This is a genomic window from Dyadobacter sp. OTU695 (assembly GCF_038440355.1).
Lineage (GTDB): Bacteria > Bacteroidota > Bacteroidia > Cytophagales > Spirosomataceae > Dyadobacter.
This window is the reverse complement of the sequence record NZ_JASATN010000011.1, coordinates 82,396-102,491: the sequence shown is the minus strand read 5'-3', so window position 1 is coordinate 102,491 and position 20,096 is coordinate 82,396. Positions and strand designations below refer to the sequence as shown.

The 20,096-nt window shown below is 49.2% G+C and carries 18 protein-coding genes; 6 read left to right on the top strand and 12 right to left on the bottom strand.

The genetic code is table 11. From position 1 onward, the window contains the following. Nucleotides 1-25: 25 nt before the first annotated feature. Together AAHB90_RS20040 and rbfA are read right to left on the bottom strand one after the other, a co-directional pair. Nucleotides 26-1,252 (bottom strand): FtsX-like permease family protein, encoded by a 1,227-nt coding sequence (locus AAHB90_RS20040; protein ID WP_342086979.1) that lies wholly within the window; start codon nt 1,250-1,252, stop codon nt 26-28. Nucleotides 1,253-1,268: 16 nt separating this feature from the next. Further along, nucleotides 1,269-1,652, bottom strand: a complete 384-nt coding sequence (gene rbfA, locus AAHB90_RS20035) for a 30S ribosome-binding factor RbfA (protein ID WP_342086978.1) — start codon at nt 1,650-1,652, stop codon at nt 1,269-1,271. A gap of 206 nt (nt 1,653-1,858) precedes the next feature. Between rbfA and AAHB90_RS20030 the strand changes: the two genes are divergently transcribed. Next, nucleotides 1,859-3,271 (top strand): hypothetical protein, encoded by a 1,413-nt coding sequence (locus tag AAHB90_RS20030; RefSeq protein ID WP_342086977.1) that lies wholly within the window; start codon nt 1,859-1,861, stop codon nt 3,269-3,271. Here AAHB90_RS20030 and rpiB read toward each other — a convergent pair. Beyond that, nucleotides 3,268-3,699 carry a ribose 5-phosphate isomerase B gene (rpiB, locus tag AAHB90_RS20025; protein ID WP_342086976.1) on the bottom strand — a complete coding sequence of 144 codons (432 nt, stop codon included), beginning with the start codon at nt 3,697-3,699 and terminating at the stop codon, nt 3,268-3,270. The genes AAHB90_RS20030 and rpiB overlap by 4 nt on opposite strands. Before the next feature lie 127 nt (nt 3,700-3,826). On the opposite strand from rpiB, the gene AAHB90_RS20020 reads away from it, so the two are divergent. Beyond that, the gene (locus AAHB90_RS20020; protein ID WP_342086975.1) at nt 3,827-4,597 is read left to right on the top strand and encodes an LOG family protein; all 771 of its coding nucleotides are present in this window, start codon (nt 3,827-3,829) and stop codon (nt 4,595-4,597) included. Between the two features lie 32 nt (nt 4,598-4,629). On the opposite strand, the gene AAHB90_RS20015 is transcribed toward AAHB90_RS20020, so the two are convergent. Next, nucleotides 4,630-5,583 carry a ComEA family DNA-binding protein gene (locus AAHB90_RS20015; protein ID WP_342086974.1) on the bottom strand — a complete coding sequence of 318 codons (954 nt, stop codon included), beginning with the start codon at nt 5,581-5,583 and terminating at the stop codon, nt 4,630-4,632. Between the two features lie 118 nt (nt 5,584-5,701). Then, a complete protein-coding gene (locus AAHB90_RS20010) occupies nt 5,702-6,745 on the bottom strand; it encodes a DUF4097 family beta strand repeat-containing protein (protein ID WP_342086973.1) in 1,044 nt (347 codons plus the stop codon). A gap of 119 nt (nt 6,746-6,864) precedes the next feature. Here AAHB90_RS20010 and AAHB90_RS20005 point away from each other — a divergent pair, with 119 nt between their 5' ends. Continuing rightward, nucleotides 6,865-7,104, top strand: coding sequence for a hypothetical protein (locus tag AAHB90_RS20005; RefSeq protein WP_342086972.1), 240 nt, complete (start codon nt 6,865-6,867; stop codon nt 7,102-7,104). 3 nt (nt 7,105-7,107) lie between these two features. Here AAHB90_RS20005 and AAHB90_RS20000 read toward each other — a convergent pair whose 3' ends face one another. From AAHB90_RS20000 to AAHB90_RS19985, 4 genes are all read right to left on the bottom strand, one after another. Then, entirely contained in the window at nt 7,108-7,464 is a 357-nt protein-coding gene (locus tag AAHB90_RS20000) for a hypothetical protein (protein ID WP_342086971.1), read from the bottom strand. Between the two features lie 45 nt (nt 7,465-7,509). Next, complete coding sequence (locus AAHB90_RS19995) at nt 7,510-8,928, bottom strand: GH1 family beta-glucosidase (RefSeq protein ID WP_342086970.1); 1,419 nt, start codon at nt 8,926-8,928, stop codon at nt 7,510-7,512. A 117-nt stretch (nt 8,929-9,045) separates the two neighbouring features. Continuing rightward, nucleotides 9,046-11,001, bottom strand: coding sequence for a T9SS type A sorting domain-containing protein (locus AAHB90_RS19990; protein ID WP_342086969.1), 1,956 nt, complete (start codon nt 10,999-11,001; stop codon nt 9,046-9,048). A gap of 861 nt (nt 11,002-11,862) precedes the next feature. After that, on the bottom strand, nt 11,863-12,438 hold the full coding sequence (locus AAHB90_RS19985; protein WP_342086968.1) for an RNA polymerase sigma factor: 576 nt from the start codon (nt 12,436-12,438) through the stop codon (nt 11,863-11,865). A 154-nt stretch (nt 12,439-12,592) separates the two neighbouring features. Between AAHB90_RS19985 and AAHB90_RS19980 the strand changes: the two genes are divergently transcribed. The 3 genes from AAHB90_RS19980 to AAHB90_RS19970 all read left to right on the top strand — a co-directional run bounded on the left by AAHB90_RS19980 (nt 12,593) and on the right by AAHB90_RS19970 (nt 15,777). Continuing rightward, nucleotides 12,593-13,909: a hypothetical protein gene (locus AAHB90_RS19980; RefSeq protein WP_342086967.1), complete on the top strand. Its 1,317-nt coding sequence runs from the start codon at nt 12,593-12,595 to the stop codon at nt 13,907-13,909. A gap of 104 nt (nt 13,910-14,013) precedes the next feature. After that, nucleotides 14,014-14,841, top strand: coding sequence for a carbohydrate-binding family 9-like protein (locus tag AAHB90_RS19975; protein WP_342086966.1), 828 nt, complete (start codon nt 14,014-14,016; stop codon nt 14,839-14,841). A gap of 6 nt (nt 14,842-14,847) precedes the next feature. Continuing rightward, entirely contained in the window at nt 14,848-15,777 is a 930-nt protein-coding gene (locus AAHB90_RS19970) for a serine hydrolase (protein ID WP_446717916.1), read from the top strand. Nucleotides 15,778-15,813: 36 nt separating this feature from the next. Here AAHB90_RS19970 and AAHB90_RS19965 read toward each other — a convergent pair whose 3' ends face one another. The 3 genes from AAHB90_RS19965 to AAHB90_RS19955 all read right to left on the bottom strand — a co-directional run bounded on the left by AAHB90_RS19965 (nt 15,814) and on the right by AAHB90_RS19955 (nt 19,971). Next, nucleotides 15,814-17,022, bottom strand: coding sequence for a hypothetical protein (locus AAHB90_RS19965; protein ID WP_342086965.1), 1,209 nt, complete (start codon nt 17,020-17,022; stop codon nt 15,814-15,816). A gap of 116 nt (nt 17,023-17,138) precedes the next feature. Beyond that, complete coding sequence (locus AAHB90_RS19960; protein ID WP_090151229.1) at nt 17,139-17,426, bottom strand: hypothetical protein; 288 nt, start codon at nt 17,424-17,426, stop codon at nt 17,139-17,141. Between the two features lie 145 nt (nt 17,427-17,571). After that, nucleotides 17,572-19,971 carry an ABC transporter permease gene (locus AAHB90_RS19955; RefSeq protein ID WP_342086964.1) on the bottom strand — a complete coding sequence of 800 codons (2,400 nt, stop codon included), beginning with the start codon at nt 19,969-19,971 and terminating at the stop codon, nt 17,572-17,574. Between the last annotated feature and the right edge of the window lie 125 nt (nt 19,972-20,096).

Here is a 20,096-nt window from a genome sequence, read left to right as displayed (position 1 = left end):
GATTCTCTGGTGTTGTCAAATCACGTCATATCCGCAGCAGCGCACCCGCTTCCGCTGCCCTTCTGGCGGGGATGTACGAAACAACCATAGTTATCATAACGACAATTACGCCCGTGTAGAGTATGTCTTCCCAAATTAATTTAACCGGGTAAGCATCCACCAGCGAGGTGGTCATACCCATCGAAACAAATCCGTACCGCATTTGCAGCCAGCAAATCACGATCCCGCCCAGAAGACCCGCAATGGCGCCCGAAAACGCCACAATCGCGCCTTCCGCTATAAAGATCTTCCGGATCAGCGATTGCGTTGCACCCATCGCATACAGCATCGAAACGTCTTTCTTTTTCTCGATGGCTAACATGCTGAGCGAGAAAAAGATATTGATTGCAGCTACTAAAATAATCAGCGAAAGGGTTACTGCTACAAAAAGCTTTTCCATTTTTATTGCCCGGAGAAGATCGGCATTCAGCGAGTCACGGTCTTTCACTACAAAAGCCTTGCCCAGCTTCATTCCGATTTCCTCGCTTACATCCTTTTCCGTATATCCCGGCGCGATGAAAATTTCCAGCGCCGTAAGCTCTCCCTGGTATCCCATCAGGCCTTCGACCTGTTTTAAGGGACCGATAATGTAGTCGTCGTAGCGTGATTCTATGGAAAATACCCCTCCCGGCCGCAAATTGAGCTGGTTGAAAGCTTCGGGCGATGTCAGGTTAAGCGTTTTGGAACCGGTGCGCGGATAAAGCAGTTCGAGCGGGGTGAATATATCTTCGAGTGAAATCGACAGGGCATTCCGCACACCTTCGGCGATGACCGCGTAGGGCGTCCCGTTGTTGCCTGTCAGGGCCAGCGTACCTTCGATCATGGCGGTATCCAGCTGTCGCTGCTGTTCGAATGTACTGTCGACACCTTTCAGGCGGACAATCGTTTGCTGGTTCCCGTACCGGGCCAGCGCATTGTCCTCGATCACTTTCGTGACCAGTTTTACGCCATTCACAGCTTTCAATTCATTCATCAGCGCCGGCGTCATTTTGAACCGTTTGCCTTCCGCAGGTACAATGCGCACATCCGAATCGAATGTCTTGAAAATCTTGCGGTTAAGATCCTCCATCCCGTTGAACACCGACAATACCACCACCATAGCCATAGTCCCTACCGCCACACCGGCCATAGCGATGCGGGCGATCAGACTGATGAAACTCCTTTTGTTACGCGAAAAAAAGTAGCGAACGGCAATCCGGTAGGAAATGTCCATGGTGGCTCGAACTTGATCAGTAGGTATCTTCCTCCTCGTCGGGCTGTGCAGGCGGGATTACCAGGTCCGCGAACAACTGATCCATTTTAGCCGCATATTCGGCCGTATCGTCGATATAAAATTGGAGGTGGGGAACAATCCTCAGCTGGTGACGGACACGCTCGGCGAGTTTTTGCCGGACGAAACGGGTATTTTCCCGGATCGTCTCCAACAGCATAGTTTTGTTTTTATCAGGCAGAAAGCTCAGATAAGCCCTGGCGATGCTCAGATCGGGTGTAACCCGCACGGCGGTGATCGTCACAAAGGCGCCGCTGGTAAGGTGCTGCGCATCCTTTTGAAAAATCTCTCCCAGGTCCTTCTGAATTTGCCTGCCTACTTTTTGTTGTCTTTTCGATTCCATATTGTGAACGTTAATTGGAGGGATTTTGCCGGTCCTGACCGCACATCCTGGTTCACCAGTTAGGACAATGTAAACCAACATCTCCTAAATCATTCCCTCTCTCCTTTCAATAAGTACAAATATCCATACTTATTTTGTTTTTGTAGAACCCGGCATTGTAATTTCGTGAAACTTATTTCCCGTCAGATACCTAATCCACCAGCCGCTTGCTTAGTTTTTTTCGCGTAAATGCACGGTACCAGACCATCAGTTTAGTAGTATTCTTCCTGCTGCTCCGCCTCCCTTTTTTCCTGGGTGGCGCACCGCTGCTGATCCCTGAACTAAACTGGATGCTGGTAGGCGAGCAAATGGGCCGCGGGTTTATGCTCTACCGCGACGTATGGGACAACGTAAGCCCGTTCTCGGGCCTCACCTACTGGCTCATCGACAGCCTTTTCGGCCGTGCCCAATGGGTGTACCAGCTGGCTGCGATGGGCGTTTCGCTGGTGCAGATATTGTATTTCAATTATGTTATCCATTCCCGCGACGTTTTCCCCGAGCGCACGTTCCTGCCAGGTGCATTATACGCGCTGTTTCTGAATATTTCCTTCGACATGGGTACATTATCGCCCATGCTACTCGCCAATACCTTTCTGTTGTTCGCATTCGGCTCCATTGTTAAAATGCTTGTCAGACGGGAAGTAACCACGCAGGTTTTTGAGCTGGGTATCTATATCGGTGTTGCCACGCTGTTCTACCTTCCGGCGTCACTGTTTATGGTCTGGGCATTTCTGGCATTGCTCTTCTACACGGGTTCCACTTTCCGGCACCACCTGCTCGGCTTGTTCGGATCGATATTTCCGCTGCTGATGGTCGTGCTGTTTTTCTATCTGAACAATGGCATAGAAAGCCTCAACCGGAACCTGCTGACCTCGGTATTCCAGGTAAAACAATATAACCTCAATGACTTTTCTTCCCTGCTAGCGTCGCTGTTGCTGCCCCTGGGCTTCGGGATCATGGGTTTTATGCGGATCTTCACAACGCTCCGGTTTGTCAACTACCAAACGCGCATTCAACAGGTTATGGCGCTCTGGTTTATCGCGGCGGTATTCACCATTCCGCTCATGCAGTTCCTGGCACCCATGCAGTTTGTGATCTTCATCCCGCCAGCGGCTTTCTTTGCTACGCATTACTTTCAGAGTTTCAAAAAGAACAGCTGGGCCGATGAATTGCAGTTCACGCTCATGGGCGCGATGATCGTTTTAATACAGTATCAGGGATTAAGAGGCATATTGCCGGGTGTTTCGATGGGCAAGCTGGAAAACCTCCGGGCCAAAGCAGCCGATTTACCGGAACAGATCCGCGGCAAGCGCATTCTCGTTCTCGGGCAGAATTCAGGGGAATATATCAACAACGACACGGCCACGCCCTATCTGAACTGGGAGCTGGCCAGCTACGATTTACAGAATCTCGACAATTTCGACAGCGTGATCCACGTCTATGATAATTTCCGCAAAGACCCGCCCGAATATGTGATTGACAAAGTGAATATTATGCCGAAACTCCTGAACCGGGTCCCGGCATTGAAAAAGCAATATATCCAGAGCCCCTGGAAAGGTATTTACCAAAGGGCTTACTAGCAGGAAATCTTGTCGACGCGCGTCTGGTGACGGCCGCCTTCGAATTCTGTGCTCAAAAATGCTTCCAGACTTGCCAGCGCAGTTTCGAGTTCGATGAAACGCACGGGAAAACAAATCACATTCGCATCGTTATGCTGGCGGGCCAAAGGTGCCAGCGGCGTATCCCATACAAGCGCGGCACGTACGCCCTGGTGCTTATTCGCGGTAATGCATACGCCCTGCCCGCTTCCGCAAAGCAGCACACCTTTTTCGAACTCATTGCTTTCCACACCGCTTGCCACCGGATGTGCGAAATCCGCATAATCCGCCGAGTCAGCGCTATATGTTCCGAAATCCTTCACTTCGAAACCGTTGGTGGTAAGCCAGTCGATAACCGGTTGCTTGTAGGGGAAACCTGCGTGATCGGAGCCGATAGCAATTTTTCTCATTACTTTTTTGTTAATTACAGCCCACCGTTCGTTAACGACGGCGGACAGAGTGAAAAGTTTTTTATTATTGGTGTTAATGGCACAAAGTTACCATTATACTTATCAACAACTCAATGGATTTCTAAATATGAGTGAAGAAGTGAAACCTACGAATGGAGAATTAGTTGATGTTTCCCTCCTCAACCCGGCGGTTCCCGAGGACGAGAAAAGGATCAAGGAGGCGTTTGAAGACCGCAATTGGAACGAGATCAAGAGTGCCGACTCATGGGTTGTATTTAAAGTCATGGCTGAGTTCGTAGAAGGGTTTGACAAACTGGCTAAAATAGGCCCGTGCGTTTCGATTTTCGGCTCAGCCCGTACATTGCCCGACAACCCTCACTATAAAACCGCAGAGGATATTGCGGCGAAACTGGTGCGCCACGGTTACGGTGTGATCACCGGCGGCGGGCCCGGTATTATGGAAGCCGGTAACAAAGGTGCATTCCAGCAGGGCGGAAAATCGGTCGGATTGAATATCAAACTGCCTTTCGAACAGCATAGCAACATTTATATCGACCACGACAAGAGCATCAATTTTGATTTCTTTTTCGTGCGTAAAGTAATGTTCGTCAAGTACTCGCAAGGCTTTATCGTTATGCCCGGCGGTTTCGGTACACTCGACGAACTTTTCGAAGCCATGACACTGATCCAGACGAAAAAAATCGGCCGTTTCCCGATCGTCCTTGTAGGTACTGCCTATTGGTCGGGGTTACTGGAATGGATCAAGGGAACTATGCTTACCGAGCACAATATCAATCCGGAAGACCTCAAACTGATCAGCCTGGTAGATACGCCCGACGAGGCTGTGAAAGTGATCGATACTTTCTACTCGAAGTACCTCCTGAAACCCAACTTCTAGCAAATACTGCTTCCTGCGACAGGGCCATACCATCAGAACGACAGGTATGGCCCTGTTTTTTGTATCGTCGCGTCGTCCAGCACTTTCACATTCCGCAATTCTTCCAGCGAACGGAACGGCCCGTGCCGCGTTCGGTAATTCATCAGTACCTGAACCTGTTTACGGTTCCGCCAATAAGGATGGCGCCCAAGCTCGTCGGCTGTGGCGGTGTTGATATTGATCTTCTTAACCGGGCTAGCCACCTTCGCATAGCGCTTCAACTCCGACAATGCAAGTGAATCGAGCCCATACACTTCGCTAAATTGATCTGTTGAATAAAACCCACCCAACCCGTCGCGGAATTTTAAGATACGCTGGGCAAGCTTGCCGCCGATTCCCCGCAGACGTATGAGCGCGGTCGTATCGCACTGGTTGATATCGAATGCCTGGTTGCTACGCCCGGCTTCCCTGATGGCGGTAGATTGGGGTTTAAGCACACTATTACCTGCGTTTTGGGCATTTCCATCCTCTGCAGGGATTACTACATAGTTTTCCAGCCGTGCATACAGGTCCTGTGGAAAATCGTAGATCTTCAATAAATCCTCCTTACGACGGAACTGGCCTCCCTTGCTTCTGAATTTTTCAATGCGCTTGGCTATAAATGCGGGAATACCGACTCCTCTGAGCTCCCTTTCGGAAGCGTTGTTAGGATCAAAATGAGTCAGTTTTATTGGTTCTGAAAGTAGTGGTGCCTCACGCGCAGGCGACCGCTTTTTTTCCCGGTGATAGGAAATCTGCTGTTTCTCCAACAGCAGGGCAATGCTATCGAGCATTTTACGCTCCGGCGGCGGACTGCCTGTTGGCACGAGCGGCAAAATCCAGCGCCGGAAAAAGAAGGGTGTCCAAATGGTCATCACGCAGAATAGCATCATCATGAGCGCTCCGCGGGCCTCTTTGCGGGATATTCCGAAGAAATCCTGTAAACTGTTTAGAATTCTCTGATACATACGTCGGGATTGTTTTCCCCTTTTGACGCTGCATTAGCGATTTGGTAACAGGTTTAAAAACACGAATGAGCAAACGGTAAACCGCCTGCTCATTCGTGTACATCGAATTAGGTATGTCTTACTGATTTACATAAACGCCGCCCGCACTGGCCGACAGCGTTACGGGAATACCACCGCCATTCATTTTACCCTGAACACGATCTTTTTCCGCAGATCCGTCGAAGTTTTTCAGCGGGATAGACACCCGGTTGCCTCTCAGGTTTAGGTCAACGCCTTTATCCAACGGCATCGTTACCCGCACGCTGCCAGCTGATGTGGAGAGATCCACATATTTACCGAGCGATTTCAATTCCAGTTCAATGCTGCCTGCACTGGTGTTTGCCCGAATGCTCCCGGAAACCCCGGCCAACCGGACAGAACCACCCGAAGTGCCGGCGTCAAGCGAACCGTCCACACCCTCACCACGGATACTTCCGCCACTGGTATGTGCCAGAATATCACCGTTGAGTTGATTGAGTTCAATGCTCCCGCCGGATGTTTTCAGCTCGATCTTGCCTTTCAGCTCGTTGGCCTTGATACTTCCTCCGCTGGTGTGGAGGTTAATGTCCTTGCTGCAATGCGCCACATCGATGCTTCCGCCTGAAGTACGGCCGCGGATGATCCCGTCGAGATCGTCGATTTTAAGACTTCCTCCACTGGTGGAAAAATTTTGCTCGCCTGTCAGAGAAGCGATTTTGATGCTTCCGCCACTGGTTTTGAGATTGGTGGCCACATTACGCGGGGCTGTTACTTTAAATGCGATGGAGATACTTCTTTTCTCGTTCCACTGCAAGTTGTTTTTGCGCTTTGCAGTCGCTAGGACCTTGCCGCCTTCGGTGCCAATCAGGATGTCGTAATCTTCCAGTCTGTCTTCTATTTCCTCTTTGGTCAGGTTCTTATTGCCGTTCCAGCCGTTGCCGCGCACATACATTTCCACTTTGAAACCATCCGATTGTCCGCCGGTAACGGAAATCGAACCACCGGAAGTCTCTACTTGCAGTTCTTTAAGGGCCGAGCCGTTGAAATTTTTAGTCACGTAAGGTTTGTCATCATCGCCTTGTGCACACGCGCTTAAGAAAGATAGCGCAGACAGGACGAAAGTAAGTAGTTGTTTAATTTTCATGGGATTCCTGATTTGTTTGATCAATGATGCAAATAACGACAGCCAGGTTGCACGGAGTTACTTAAAAGTCTGAAGCCGGTATAGTTTTTGCAATTTAAGCTTTAAACAAGAAAAAGATCATGAAAACATACCGCGTAAAAGCCGTCCGCGAAACAGAGGAGAATTTGGTACTGGACATTCTGCAGAACCTGCAAAGGAAGGGCACAATTGTATTTGAAGAAGAGCGTCCTGATGGAAAAAGCTACCGCTCTAAAGAAGCTACACCTGCCACAGAAGAGCAGGTGCAGGAGATTATTGATGAAGCGGAATTAGGTCCTTATTATTCCGAACAGGAGGCGAAAAATATCCTCCATTTGTAGGGATTACTTTTTGTGAATTTCAATGACTTTAATTTCGTCATACGTCGCAGTGCGGCCCCAGCCGCATTGCACGGTGCCTTTCGCACCCGTCAGACTATATTTCAGGTGAACAGGCGTGAAACTGTAATAGTCTTCGATCTTACCCAGTTCCTTCTCTATCTTGGCACGGGACGCTTCACTGGGTAGAAACGTTATCGTCGAATCCGGAGAAATGATGGTGAAATGCCAGGAACAGCCATCGGTAGCGAGCATATTTGTCCAGGTTGCATCCACTTCATAAACCTGTTCGTTGATATCGTCACTTTCGTCATGGCAACTTATCCACGCCAGCAAGCCAAATAAAACAATCAGGATTTTCATGGTTAAAGGGGTTTAATATGAGCGGTAGACACACCCTTTTTCGAATTAGTTGGAAACAGGTTCCCATTTTTGATTTTTAAGAAATCCGGCAAACCATTTCCCTGACTCCTTCACTGTCCTTTCCTGCGTCTTAAAGTCGACATAAACCAGGCCAAAGCGTGCTGAGTACCCATGTGCCCATTCGAAATTATCCAGTAACGTCCACGCGAAATAACCGGTAATGTTTACGCCGTCATTTTTTGCTTTCAGAACCGCATCGAGGTAGTCGTGGTAATAGGCCTGCCTTCCGTGATCTTCCACGTTCCCGTCTTTCAGTTTATCTTTAAATGCCGCGCCGTTCTCCGTAATGACCAGTTCACGAACGCCCTTGTACTGTTGAAACTGCTTCAATATCTCGTACATGCCCGAAGGACTGATTTCCCATCCCAAACCCGTCGTAGGAACATTCCTGAGCGTAGCAGGCACTTCTTTCAGCCACATCACGGGCGCCAGGTACGAATGCTGTACCACCACGCTAAAATAGTTTTGCAACCCCCAGAAATCGAAATCGAATTTCAATTTTTCCCGGTCACCTTCGCGCATGAACCTTTTAATATTCGACAAAAAAGGGAATGCATCCTTCGGATAACCAAGCCCCAATGCCGGCTCGATGAAAAGCCGGTTCATCAACGCATCTGCCCGTCGCGCCGCGCGGATATCCGCCGCGCTCTGGCTGTTGGGGATCACTTGCGAGCAGGAAATCGCATTGCCAATGCGCGCATTGGGCAATAACTGCCGCAAAACCCTGCCGCCTTCCGCCTGGCTCAGTGCCAAATGATGAACCACCGGCAGAAAATTATGAATGCCCTTATTCCCCGGCGCGTGCTCCCCCGTGGTGTAGCCAAGCCCGGCCACGGCCATGGGCTCATTCAGGACAATCCAGTGCTGCACCCGGTCGCCAAATGCATTCGCACAAACGGCCGCATATTCGGCGAACCATTCCACAATACGCCGGTTTTTCCAGCCACCGGCCCTTTCCAGTATTTGAGGCAAATCCCAGTGATACAGGGTAATCCATGGTTCTATATCAAGGGCAATGCATTTGTCGATCAACCTGTTATAATAGTCCACACCGGCCTGGTTCACACGTCCGTGGCCATCGGGTAATATCCGTGACCATGACAACGAAAATCTGAATTGTTCGAAACCCAATTCTTTTACCAGTTCCAGGTCTTGCTCATACTTGTTGTAGAAATCACAAGCATGCCGCGCATGGTCGCCATTCCGGATCTTGCCTTTTTTTCTGGCAAAAACATCCCAGACACAGTCGCTCCGGCCATCTTCATACACTGCGCCCTCGATCTGGTAAGCCGCCGTAGCCACGCCCCATTTGAAATCGCTTCCAAAATCCCCCCGCGATAGTGGACTCGTCGTTGTCGGCCTGTAGTCCGATTCCTTTATATGATGGTTAATAACTGTTTCCAAGCCTGTGCCGGTTACCTTTTCAATGCGAAAGTTAAAACTAATATGTAAACAAAAACCCTCCGTCCTGAAACTGTGGACGAAGGGTTTTCGAAAGTGAGATCCGATTGCTTCGGAAGCCTATCTCACGACCAGGATCTTACGCATCAGCGGACCGTTGTTGATTTTCACGTAGTAGGTTCCCTGCGACAGCTTTGTCAGGTCTACTTCGTTAGCCGAATCCGGTGTCGTGTTCATCACCAATGCACCTGTCTGGGCATAAACCTTCACATTTGTGATTTGCTGGTTGCTCGTCACTTTGATACGGTCGACGGTTGGGTTCGGATAAACATTCATCTGCTCCTGGCCATCAAAATTCAGGCTCTTGATCGCACTGTAAGCGAATGTGTCGTCCAGATCCACCATTTTCAGCCTGTAAAGGTTCACCGCAAATGGATTAGTGTGCGTATAGGTGTATGTTTCAAGTACCCGGCTCTCGCCTTTCGCCTCTACCTGTGTCAGCGCTGTCCAGTTTTTACCGTCCTGGCTGTGTTGTACTTCGAAGTAAGCCGAGTTGGTTTCAGCGGTTGTAGCCCAGGTCAATTGCGCTACTGCACCCTCTTTTTTCGCAGAGAAGACCGACAATGTTACCGGCAAAGGCGGGCCGGAGAAAGTAAGACATGCGTTGTCGACCAGAAGATCGTTTCCGTTAGACGACAGCAACACACGCACATATTTGGTACCAGACGGAACGGTTCCGCTTAAAGTATATTTTTCAAGGCCCCAGGTTCCGTCGTTTAGCGCTTTTGTTACGTCTTTAGTAATCTGCCCGAGTTCAGCCTGCGCCTCACTCAGGAACACCAGCTGAATTTTCTGGCTGTTGGAAGTGCTGAAAGCCGCGTAGATGTTGAGGACAACCTGGTTTCCGGTTGTGGTTTGCAACTCTACGTCCTGCCAGAATTTACCTGCTCCGCTTAATTTAGCGCCATTTACGCCACAAACCGCGTAGGTCGACTCAACCGTCAATGTACCGGTCACACTCCAGTTATTGGTGCCATTTTCGAAGCTCGGGTTTTGAAGGGTATTGCCGTTACATTCCTGGCAGGTAACTGGTTGGGTGAGGGTGGTACAAATCGCATCCACTTTGAAATAATCCCCGGAAGAGTTAATGGAGAAGCGCACTTTTACCGCTCCCGCTGGTGCAGTAGCAGAAATCGAAAACTGTTTGAGTTTGCTATCGACCACTTGATAATTCATATCCGTAACTGCCTCACCCGTGTTGATTTTATTTCCGGCACCATCATAGAAGGTAAGCTTGAACGTGTGGGTTGCACCCGTGTTGTGTGTACCTCCATACGCGGTCACATCCACTTTCGCGCCTGCAACGAGGTTGATATCCTGCCAGATAGATCCGGCACCGATGATCAAACCATTTTTGCTGCCGCACATCTCATACGCTTCGTCGGTACCGAAGTTTGTACCGCTGGATTTTGACCAGTCATTTGTCCCGTTTTCGAAACTTGCATTTTTTACATATTGGTTCGAGTTCACGCAGTCGCAGTCTACCGGAGGCGCGGGAGGCGTAATCTTCATACATGCAGCATCCACTTTAAAATAGTTTCCGCTGGAATAAAGCAGGAAACGAACTTTCGCCGCGTTTGCCGGTGCAGTCGCCGACATGGTGAAAAGTTGCAATTGGTTTCCGCTGCCTACTTCGAAGTTCATCGATTTCACGACTGCATCACCGATCTGGTTGCCGCCCGAAGTATAAAAGATCAGCTTGAACTGGTGAGTCTCGTCGTTGTTGTGCGTTCCACCATATACGCTGAGATTCACCTGGCTTCCTGCTGTCAGGGTAACATCCTGCCATATCTGGCCCGCACCGGAGATCAAACCATTCTTGTTGCCGCACATATTATATGCGTCGTCTGTACCGAAGTTCGTGCCGGTGGATTTAGACCAGCCGTTAGTCCAGTCCTCGAAGCTACCGTTCGTCAGAACGTTGTTTTCACAACCGCAACTGGTTGTGGCATTGGCCTGGAAGGCGAAGCCCAGGCTCAATAGTAAAAGGGTAAAGAGAAACGTAAAATTTTTCATAACGTATTTGATTTGTAATTGATTAGCTGAAAGCCCTGTCAACAAAATGTACGTTACAAAGGTAAAAATTAGATCATCCAAAAATAGTACTTTTTTTATATGACAGCCGTGTAATAATTATGTTTATACCAGATTTTAAATTGTTATTACATCCATTTTAACAAGTTTTTCTACAACAATTATTACAACTATTTGCCCAAAAAAAGGTGATTTAGGGCACAAAAAACTTCTTACATCATTCCAACTGGTTACATATCTGCTTAAAATTACTAATAGTACTTTTTCAATATCCCCCAATACATACCAGCTTATTGGACAGACATGGCGGTTACTAAGAAACCGAAGAAAATTTTGCAGTAATGCGTTCTGGCAAGGAGATTTTGTGTACGTCCCCGCCCTATTGGCCTCAGCGCCAAAATCATTGTTTAGTCGCAATGACCACGGTCGACCAGGTAAAACTTCTACATCCAAATTTTATATCAAGGCCGTTTTTAAGGACGAAATGGGCATTTTGGTGAACTAACGGCATTCACCGGAAATGTCCGGTTGTGTGGATAACAATGAATTTTCACTGAAGAATTTCGACAAAACTTTTTTTCGCAAAAACCCCGGCTTCTACAAGCTTTATATTGACTGCGAATAAAATGCAGTCATTTTATTACTGTATTACAGCCAATTAGCTACATTCTATTTAGAATTGCAGACAACCATCCCCAAATAAATTTAGATTCAATAAGAATAAGACAGTAGAAAATACCGTCCAGACGTGGCAATCGCAGAACGTTAAGGAAAGGAAACAGGCGATAAACCAAATAAGTCTCGAGTTACTTTTACAACATAAATCAAAGCCAAAATAGGATTTTAGGCAATTTCAAGTTGTACTTCTGGCACGGAAAACACCGCGCGGAGTTCTTGCAGGCCTTTTCTGATGCGCGATTTTACCGTTCCTAGGGGAATAGACAGCCTTTCTGCGGCTTCCTCGTGGGTGTAACCCTCAAAATATACCAGCTCAATCGGAGCACGGCGCTCGGGTGCCAGCCGTGTAACCCAGGTTTTTACATCCATCTCGTTTACCAGGTGGTTCCACCCGTCGGCCCCCTGGTGTTCCAGCTCCCTGACGACATCCAAACGTATCACCCTATTATCTGTTTTAGTTTCGGCCCGTAACATATCAATCGCCGTATTTCTGGCAATATTCAGCATCCAGGTGAACAGCGTCCCTTTGTCGGAAGAGTACGATCCGATATTGCGCCATATTTTCAAAAAACTGTCCTGCAACGCGTCGGCAGCCCGCTCTTCATCTTTGACGACTTTGAGGATAATACCATACAGGGCACCAGCATAATGGTCGTACAAGTACTCGAAAGCGCTCCTGTTGTTGCTTTTAAGCCTTGCTACGAGTCCTGTTTCTTTGTAGAGGAGGTCTTTGCTGTTCATGGTTTTCTCTTTTGCAGATTCATACCGCCAGATGTACGGCGTTAGCGCTTCGTTAATATTTCCGTTCCAGTACGCGTTTCCGGATAAGCTGTGTATTTTAAGCGCGAATTGTAGAATTCACGAATCGGATTACTCATCTGAACATCTTGACGTTATGCTCAAAAAATACTTCACGGCGTTGACAATCGCGATAATGGCAACTGCGTGCGGCAAGCGCGAAAAAACAGCCGCCTCAGACAACCAACTCGACAGCATTGCCACAGAGTACGTTAAACTGGGGCTTTCCATCGGTCAGTACGACGGCGATTTTGTAGACGCCTATTACGGGCCTGACTCGTTGCGGCCTGCCAAAACCGACACTTCACAACTTCCCGAAGAAGCATTTCTGCAAAAAGCCACTGCCCTGAAACGCGCCCTGGCGACAGTTGCATCGGAACAAAAAAACGACACGCTCGTCCGGCGCGCCGAATGGCTAACTGCCCAGCTTACTGCATTCGAAAGACGGATACACCTTTTCTCCGGCACGTTCGTACCATTTGACGCCGAATCCAGGGAGTTGTTCGACGCCGTGGCGCCGGTTTATGAGGAAAAGCATTTTCAAAGCCTTATTGCCAGGCTCGACCGGCTGCTACCCGGGCAAGGCCCCATTCCCGAACGTTACCAGAAGCTGGCGGATCATTTTTTGATCCCTGCGAACAAGATCGATACCGTGTTCCGGACGGCCATCACGGAGGCGCGTAAACGTACACTCGCACATTATGCGCTCCCTGCGGGCGAAGATTTCAAGCTCGAATATGTTCGCGACAAACCCTGGTCGGGGTACAATTGGTATAAAGGCAATTACCAAAGCGTGATCCAGATCAATGTGAGTCAACCTATTTACATCGAGCGGGCTATCGACCTGGCATGCCATGAGGGGTACCCGGGGCATCATGTGTACAATGCATTGCTGGAAAAGAACCTTTTCCGCGACAAAGGCTGGACGGAAATATCCCTTTATCCATTGTTCAGCCCGCAATCGCTGATCGCCGAAGGAAGCGCTAATTACGGCATTTCCATGGCCTTCCCCGGCGATGAACAACGGGAATTCTGCCAAAACGTACTGATGCCGCTTGCCGGTTTGGATACAGCCATGAGCCATGCGTATTTCGAAGCACTCACAATCCGCTCGGCATTGAACTATGCCCGTAACGAAGTAGCGCGTGGGTTGCTAGATAACGGCATGAGCGAACAGGAGGCCAAACGCTGGCTTACCGATTACTGCCTGCTGTCCGGGAAAGGCGCTTCGGACTACCTGCGCTTTATCCGCAAGTACAGGAGCTATGTCATCAACTACAATTACGGACAGGATATCGTCAGGAAATACATCGAATCGCAAGGCGGGATAGCGGCCGATACCAGCAAAAGGTGGAAGCTTTTCGAAGCATTACTCAGCAGCGAAAACAAGGCTGGCGACCTTTTAAAGAAGTAAAATGCATTATATTTAACTTCTTTAAACAATTCCCTTAACCTATCTTGAAAAATTTTAATTTAATCAGTACAAAGAACAGATTCCCCTTTTTTCGAACCGCTTCCATGCTCGCCGTGATGACCGGCATGACTGCTGTCACGGCACAGGGACAAACCCCGCCGACGTCCAAAAGCTACACCTGCTACCGGGCTGAAAAGACCATTTCCATCGACGGAAAATTGGATGAACGTTCCTGGAAAAAAGCCGCCTGGACCTCATCGTTCGTAGATATAGAAGGGGACAAAAAGCCGCTGCCCCTGCAAGAAACCCGCGTGAAGATGCTCTGGGACGACAACTACCTTTATATTGGAGCACAAATCGAAGAGGAGCATATCTGGGCTTATCAGGACAAGAAAGACCAGATTGTGTATCTGGAAAACGACTTTGAAGTATTCATTGACCCAGACGGCGACACCAACAATTATTACGAACTGGAAATCAATGCCATCAATAATACATTCGATCTCTTTTTGCCAAAGCCCTACCGCAAAGGCGGCCGGGCACAACTCAGATGGGACATTAAAGGGCTGAAATCGGCGGTAACGGTGAACGGCACGCTGAACGATGCGAGGAATAAGGACCAAGGCTGGTTTGTTGAAATCGCCATTCCGTTCGCGTCGCTTTCAACTGAAAATGTAAAACCTGTCATCCCGGCCGACGACTCTGAATGGCGGATCAATTTTTCGCGCGTCAACTGGCAGCAGGAGGTGGACCAGCAGGGCCGTTACAGCCGGAAACGCAATGCGGAAACCGGTAAAATAATCCCGGAATACAACTGGGTATGGTCACCGCAGGGCATTATCAATATGCATTATCCCGAATACTGGGGGAAACTGATTTTCAGTGGAGAAAAAGTAGGGAAAACCAAAGGAGAAGCCACCGCTCAAAACTGATATAGTATGACCAGATCCGCGATTTTGATTTTTTTCATGCTGTTAGCAGGGAATTTATCTGCTCAACGCTATGCAACGGGCAAGCCTGCCGTCGATAAAAAACTGACTACCCAACTCGAAGCCGCTCTCGCCGGCTTTCACGGGCAGGTGGGCGTATACGTGCGCAACCTCAAAACCAACCGCATTGCCACTGTCAATGCCGATTCGCTCTACCCCACTGCCAGCATGGTTAAAGTGCCGATCATGTGCGGCATTTTTGATAAGATCGAAAAAGGAGAACTGCAATTCAGCCAGGAGCTCGTTTACCGCGATTCATTGAAATATGATAACGGCATCGTCGGTTCTTTCCGCGACAGCACAAAAATAGCGCTGCCCAAAGTGATCCACCTCATGATCTCGCAAAGCGATAATACCGGCAGCTTGTGGTTACAGGCAATGGCCGGCGGTGGCGAGGCGATCAATCGGTGGCTGGATGGAAACGGGTTTGCGAACACGCGCGTCAACTCCCGCACGCCGGGACGCAAGGAATTCCAGGCACGTTACGGCTGGGGCGTAACCACGCCACGTGAAATGGCGGAACTGGTGACGATGATCAGGAACGGAAAAGCCGTTAGCCCGGCAGCCAGCGACCGGATGTTCCGCTATCTCGGAATGCAGTTCTGGGACGGCGAGGCCATTTCCCAAATACCCCCGGATGTAAAAATAGCGGCCAAAAGCGGGGCTGTGAACCAGGCAAAATCGGAGGTATTGATGGTCCATGCGCCACACGGCGACTATGTTTTTTGCATTGCAACGAAAAACCAGGAGGACCAGCGGTGGGAGAAGGACAATGAGGGATATGCATTGATCCGCAAAGTATCGTCCATTATCTGGAACCACTTCGAACCGAAAAGCAAATGGAAGCCAGTTGAGGGCTCCGAAAAGTTCTGGTTTTGAGCCCCCGGCAAGTAGAACGCTTGCCGGGGGGCATTGCTAATGTCCTTCGCTGGACTCGAATCCAAGGATCGCCAGCCGGTAAGGGGTCGCAGAAACCTTTACCTTGTTGATTTTGGACAAATTACCGGTACTTACCACCAGCAGCTCCCCGCTCTTCGGCTGCGTGATATAAACGTAGCGCGACGTCGCTTCCAACTGCGGCTTCTGCGTTTCATCTTTCGCTGTTGCGCCTAATACCGATCCGCTGATTTTCAGCGTATTGGATTTCAAGTCGTAGATCCTGAGCTCGCCGCTGTGCAGCAACACCACCACATTGTTCCCCGCATAATCGACCTTCGCCTGCATGATATCGGAACTCACCAGAACCGGCGTCACCGATTTGGTCGCGACATCAATGATGTAAACACCTTTTGCAGCCGTGTAGCCAAGGAATTTCCCTGCACCTTTCGCTTCGAGGATAGAGCCGAACCACGCCTCGCCAAAATCGGCGGGATGCGGGATAAGCTGTTGATTGCCCGTCGGCTCCACGGCCAGAATACCGCTGGAAGACCCAAACAGCGAAATGCTGCCGTTGGTAGCATTGCCATGAATGCCTTTAGTCTGGATGATTGAGGCAAAAAGTGTTTTCCCGGAAGCATCGATAATCTTCACACGCTCAGGTAATGTGCCTGCCGCAGAGCCGTCCTTCACAGTAATCGCGTAAGTGCCGTTGTCAAACTTCGTCATCGCACCGTGATGCGCCACATTACCGGCGTTGATCAGCGTCATTTTCTTACCGGCGGTGTGGAAATCCGCCTCTTTGGCAATGCTCAGCGTACCGTCGCCGTCGTTAAAAGTGATAATCTCGTCGCCCTTGCTCTTGAAATGCGTTGGCTTATTGCCGTCGCCCGTCAATGCGCCGAACTTCGGCGTACCTTTCACGTCCACATGGTCGCCGTGGCCTTCGAAGCCTGTGTCGAAAAGCTGTACAAAGTTGTTGGCACCGTTTACGATCGCCCCAAACCGCCCGCCCTGGGTGCCGTAAAGCGCCGATTTGGGAAACTGGGCTTCGAACTTCTCTGCCGTAAGCTCCACCGGATCCACCAGCGAAAGTTCCCTGGAAGTCTCGTCACTCACCACCACACGGATAAACTTGTACTCTGTTTCTTCAACAGGCGTTACATTGTCTTTTTCCTTTTCGTCGCAAGCCAGGAGCAATGCGCCGAATGTCATTGAGAATAGTACTTTGAATAAATGCTTTTTCATAAAAAAATCTTTATATGCAACAATGATGCAAATGTAGTTTCAGGAAAACCACAAATGCAACAATGTTGCATATAAAGATTAAAAAAGAATTAAAACAGTCCCTGAGTATCCCCCTCTCAGGCGATTGCCTCACGTAACAGGTTCCTGCTTTCCTTCTTCACAAAGGTGATCGGCACAAATTCGTCGTTGGGTGCACCGATATAGTAGACCGTCCATTCCGGATCATGATGCGACAGCATTTCGCTGATACAGTCGGCGCGGTGCGCAACCGGGTTGGTACAATCTTCCCAATAAAATAGCTCGACCCGATAAAACAGGTTCTGCTTGATGCCGTTGATCGTTACCTCAACTTTGATCTCTTGCTTGCCTTGAAGCGGTGGGATAGGGATTGCAATGTGGCTCATGGGATTATCTGGTTAAAATTCAATGCATTGGTGCTGTATTTGTTATCGTTATTTTATTGGGAGGAAGGAGGAGGGAGTAAAGGGAGAAAGGAATAAAGAACCCTTTCCTCCTTCCTCCCTTTCTTCCCCTTCCTCCCCTTTCTCCTTACTCCGCCCTCAAACTCTTAACAGGATTCATCAAAGCCGCCTTCAAACTCTGGAAACTAATCGTGAACAATGCGACGAATATTGCCAGGGCCCCGGCGACGAGGAACATCCACCATTCGATTGCTACCCGGTAGGCGAAGTCATTCAGCCAGGTTCTCACGGCAAACCAGGCGATTGGTGTGGCGATTATGATGGCAGTAAACACGAGTTTGAGAAAATCGCGTGACAGCAGCGCTACAATACCTGATACCGATGCTCCCATTACCTTTCTTACCCCTATTTCCTTGATCCGCCTTTCCGCCGAATAGGAAGCCAGACCGAACAGCCCGAGGCACGATATAAAGATCGCCAGACCCGCCAGTATGCCGACGATCTCGCTTACCTGACTGTCGGCACGGTACATTTCGGCAAAATGCTCGTCGAGGAATGAATACGTAAAGGGCTGGTCCGGGACAAGTTTATTCCAGCTCGACTGAATGGCAGCAAGCGCCTGCTGCGTATTCTTACCCTTAATGCGTATTGACATCTCGGAGTACGACCAGTCTTTCTGGTTAAACATGCAAAGGGTCTCGATTTTGTGGTGCAGGGAATTGAAGTTGAAATCTTCCGACACCCCGATGATCGTCGAGAGCGAGTCCATTCCCGAGAACCCGAACCGCTTGCCGATCAAAGTCTGCATCGTCAGCGTCGGTTCATCTTTCAAAAGCTCTTTTGCCAGCGATTCGTTGATAATGTATGTTTTAGCATTATCCCCGGCACTGTGCGTGAAATTACGGCCTGCAATCAGTTTGATTTTGTACAAAGACAGGTAATCGGGGTCGACAACCACCTGTGAAGACGTAAGCTCCCGTCTCGCGCGGGTGCCCTGGAATGCTACACCTGTCTGATGCAGGTTATTTCCCAGGCGCTGCTGCGAGCCTGTAACCGCCTCGATGAACGAGCTCGTGAGCAGTTCCTGTTTCAATGCATCATATTTCCTATCCGATTTCGAGTTTAAAGGCACGATCACGACCTGCTCCCGGTCGAAACCCGGATCTTTATTCACCATATACCGCAGCTGCTTCACGGCGAAACCGGTAGCGATGATCAGGAACACCGCACTGGTAAACTGCGCGATCACCAATGCATTCCGGAAGCTACTTTTCCCGACCCGGATCGTGCCTTTCAGAACCTTCACGGGCTCGAAAGCCGACAGAAATGCCGCCGGATACAGGCCCGAAAACAATCCCACGAGTATCGTTCCCAGCAAGATGACCAGCAACAATCCGGGATTTTGAAATACAGAAAATTCAAGCTTGCGCTGACTGAAATTGGCCACCGAAGGCATTACCAGCTTCACGATACCCACCGCAAGTACCAAAGCGAACAGCGCCAGTAACACCGATTCACCCATAAATTGCCCCGCCAGCTGATAGCGCTGCGCACCGATGGACTTGCGGATCCCGACCTCTTTCGCCCGTCCCGTCGAACGCGCCGTCGATAGGTTCATAAAATTCACACAAGCAATAACGAGCACAATGGCCGCTATGATCGAAAAAACATAGGTATACCGTTTATCGAACTTCTGATAGTTGACATAATCGTGCGTAATATCTACCGATTGCGCGTGAACGTCGGCCAGCGGCTGCAAAAACAGTTCATAGAACTTCCAGCCACCTTCCTTCATGTGTTTTTTAAGAAAAGCGGGGAATTTCTTTTCCGTCTTGGCAATATCAGCTCCGGGCGCAAGTTCCAGGTAAGTCACAAGCCAGTTCCCGCCCCAGTTTTTCATAAAATCAGGCTTGGCAACGGTACTGAAGGAGACAAGTGCATCGAACTGCAAATGCGAATTCGCTGGGGCGTCTTCCATGATACCCGTTACTTTCAGCGTGACCGTGTCCTGGCCATAATGGTTGATATATTTACCCATCGGATCAGCATTGCCAAAGATATTTTTCGCGCTTTTCTGCGTCAGAACAACACTGTTTGGTTCTTTCAAAACCTGGACTCTCTCCCCTTCCACAAGCGGATAATCGAAGAGTTGAAAAAAATTGGAATCGGTCAGATAGACCTGTGAAAGTTCGATACGCTGATCGTGGTAATGCATCGACATCTTTCCGGCTGTATTTATTCTGACAAACTGCCGGATTTCAGGAAACTCTTCCTTCAATGTAGGGCCCATCGGGAACATGGAGAGCGCCACTTTTTGCGGGGCCACCATTCCCTCGAACTTCTGCACTTCGTCGAGCCGGTAGATGTTTTTGGAATGCATGCTGTCGAAGCTGCGCTCGTAGAATACAAATAGCATGATCACAATGCAGGCCGCCATACTCACAGCCAGGCCTACAATATTGATAGCCGAAAAAACTTTGTTCTTCCAGATGTTCCGGAGGGCAATTTTGAGGTAATTTTTGAGCATGCCGTTGCGCTGAAAAGGGTTTAAAACAACAATTGCCAGAAAACCTAATTCCCTGACAATGACTGCATCAGCATCCGGCAACAAAGTTATGCCAGCCTAAACAACGATTTAATAATCAGCACCTT

Coding starts and splice junctions, on each gene's coding strand:
- AAHB90_RS20040 (WP_342086979.1), bottom strand. CDS start 1,252: ATGGACATTTCCTACCGGATTGCCGTTCGCTACTTTTTTTCGCGTAAC.
- rbfA (WP_342086978.1), bottom strand. CDS start 1,652: ATGGAATCGAAAAGACAACAAAAAGTAGGCAGGCAAATTCAGAAGGAC.
- rpiB (WP_342086976.1), bottom strand. CDS start 3,699: ATGAGAAAAATTGCTATCGGCTCCGATCACGCAGGTTTCCCCTACAAG.
- AAHB90_RS20020 (WP_342086975.1), top strand. CDS start 3,827: ATGAGTGAAGAAGTGAAACCTACGAATGGAGAATTAGTTGATGTTTCC.
- AAHB90_RS20015 (WP_342086974.1), bottom strand. CDS start 5,583: ATGTATCAGAGAATTCTAAACAGTTTACAGGATTTCTTCGGAATATCC.
- AAHB90_RS20010 (WP_342086973.1), bottom strand. CDS start 6,745: ATGAAAATTAAACAACTACTTACTTTCGTCCTGTCTGCGCTATCTTTC.
- AAHB90_RS20005 (WP_342086972.1), top strand. CDS start 6,865: ATGAAAACATACCGCGTAAAAGCCGTCCGCGAAACAGAGGAGAATTTG.
- AAHB90_RS20000 (WP_342086971.1), bottom strand. CDS start 7,464: ATGAAAATCCTGATTGTTTTATTTGGCTTGCTGGCGTGGATAAGTTGC.
- AAHB90_RS19990 (WP_342086969.1), bottom strand. CDS start 11,001: ATGAAAAATTTTACGTTTCTCTTTACCCTTTTACTATTGAGCCTGGGC.
- AAHB90_RS19985 (WP_342086968.1), bottom strand. CDS start 12,438: ATGAACAGCAAAGACCTCCTCTACAAAGAAACAGGACTCGTAGCAAGG.
- AAHB90_RS19980 (WP_342086967.1), top strand. CDS start 12,593: ATGCTCAAAAAATACTTCACGGCGTTGACAATCGCGATAATGGCAACT.
- AAHB90_RS19975 (WP_342086966.1), top strand. CDS start 14,014: ATGCTCGCCGTGATGACCGGCATGACTGCTGTCACGGCACAGGGACAA.
- AAHB90_RS19970 (WP_446717916.1), top strand. CDS start 14,848: ATGACCAGATCCGCGATTTTGATTTTTTTCATGCTGTTAGCAGGGAAT.
- AAHB90_RS19965 (WP_342086965.1), bottom strand. CDS start 17,022: ATGAAAAAGCATTTATTCAAAGTACTATTCTCAATGACATTCGGCGCA.
- AAHB90_RS19960 (WP_090151229.1), bottom strand. CDS start 17,426: ATGAGCCACATTGCAATCCCTATCCCACCGCTTCAAGGCAAGCAAGAG.
- AAHB90_RS19955 (WP_342086964.1), bottom strand. CDS start 19,971: ATGCTCAAAAATTACCTCAAAATTGCCCTCCGGAACATCTGGAAGAAC.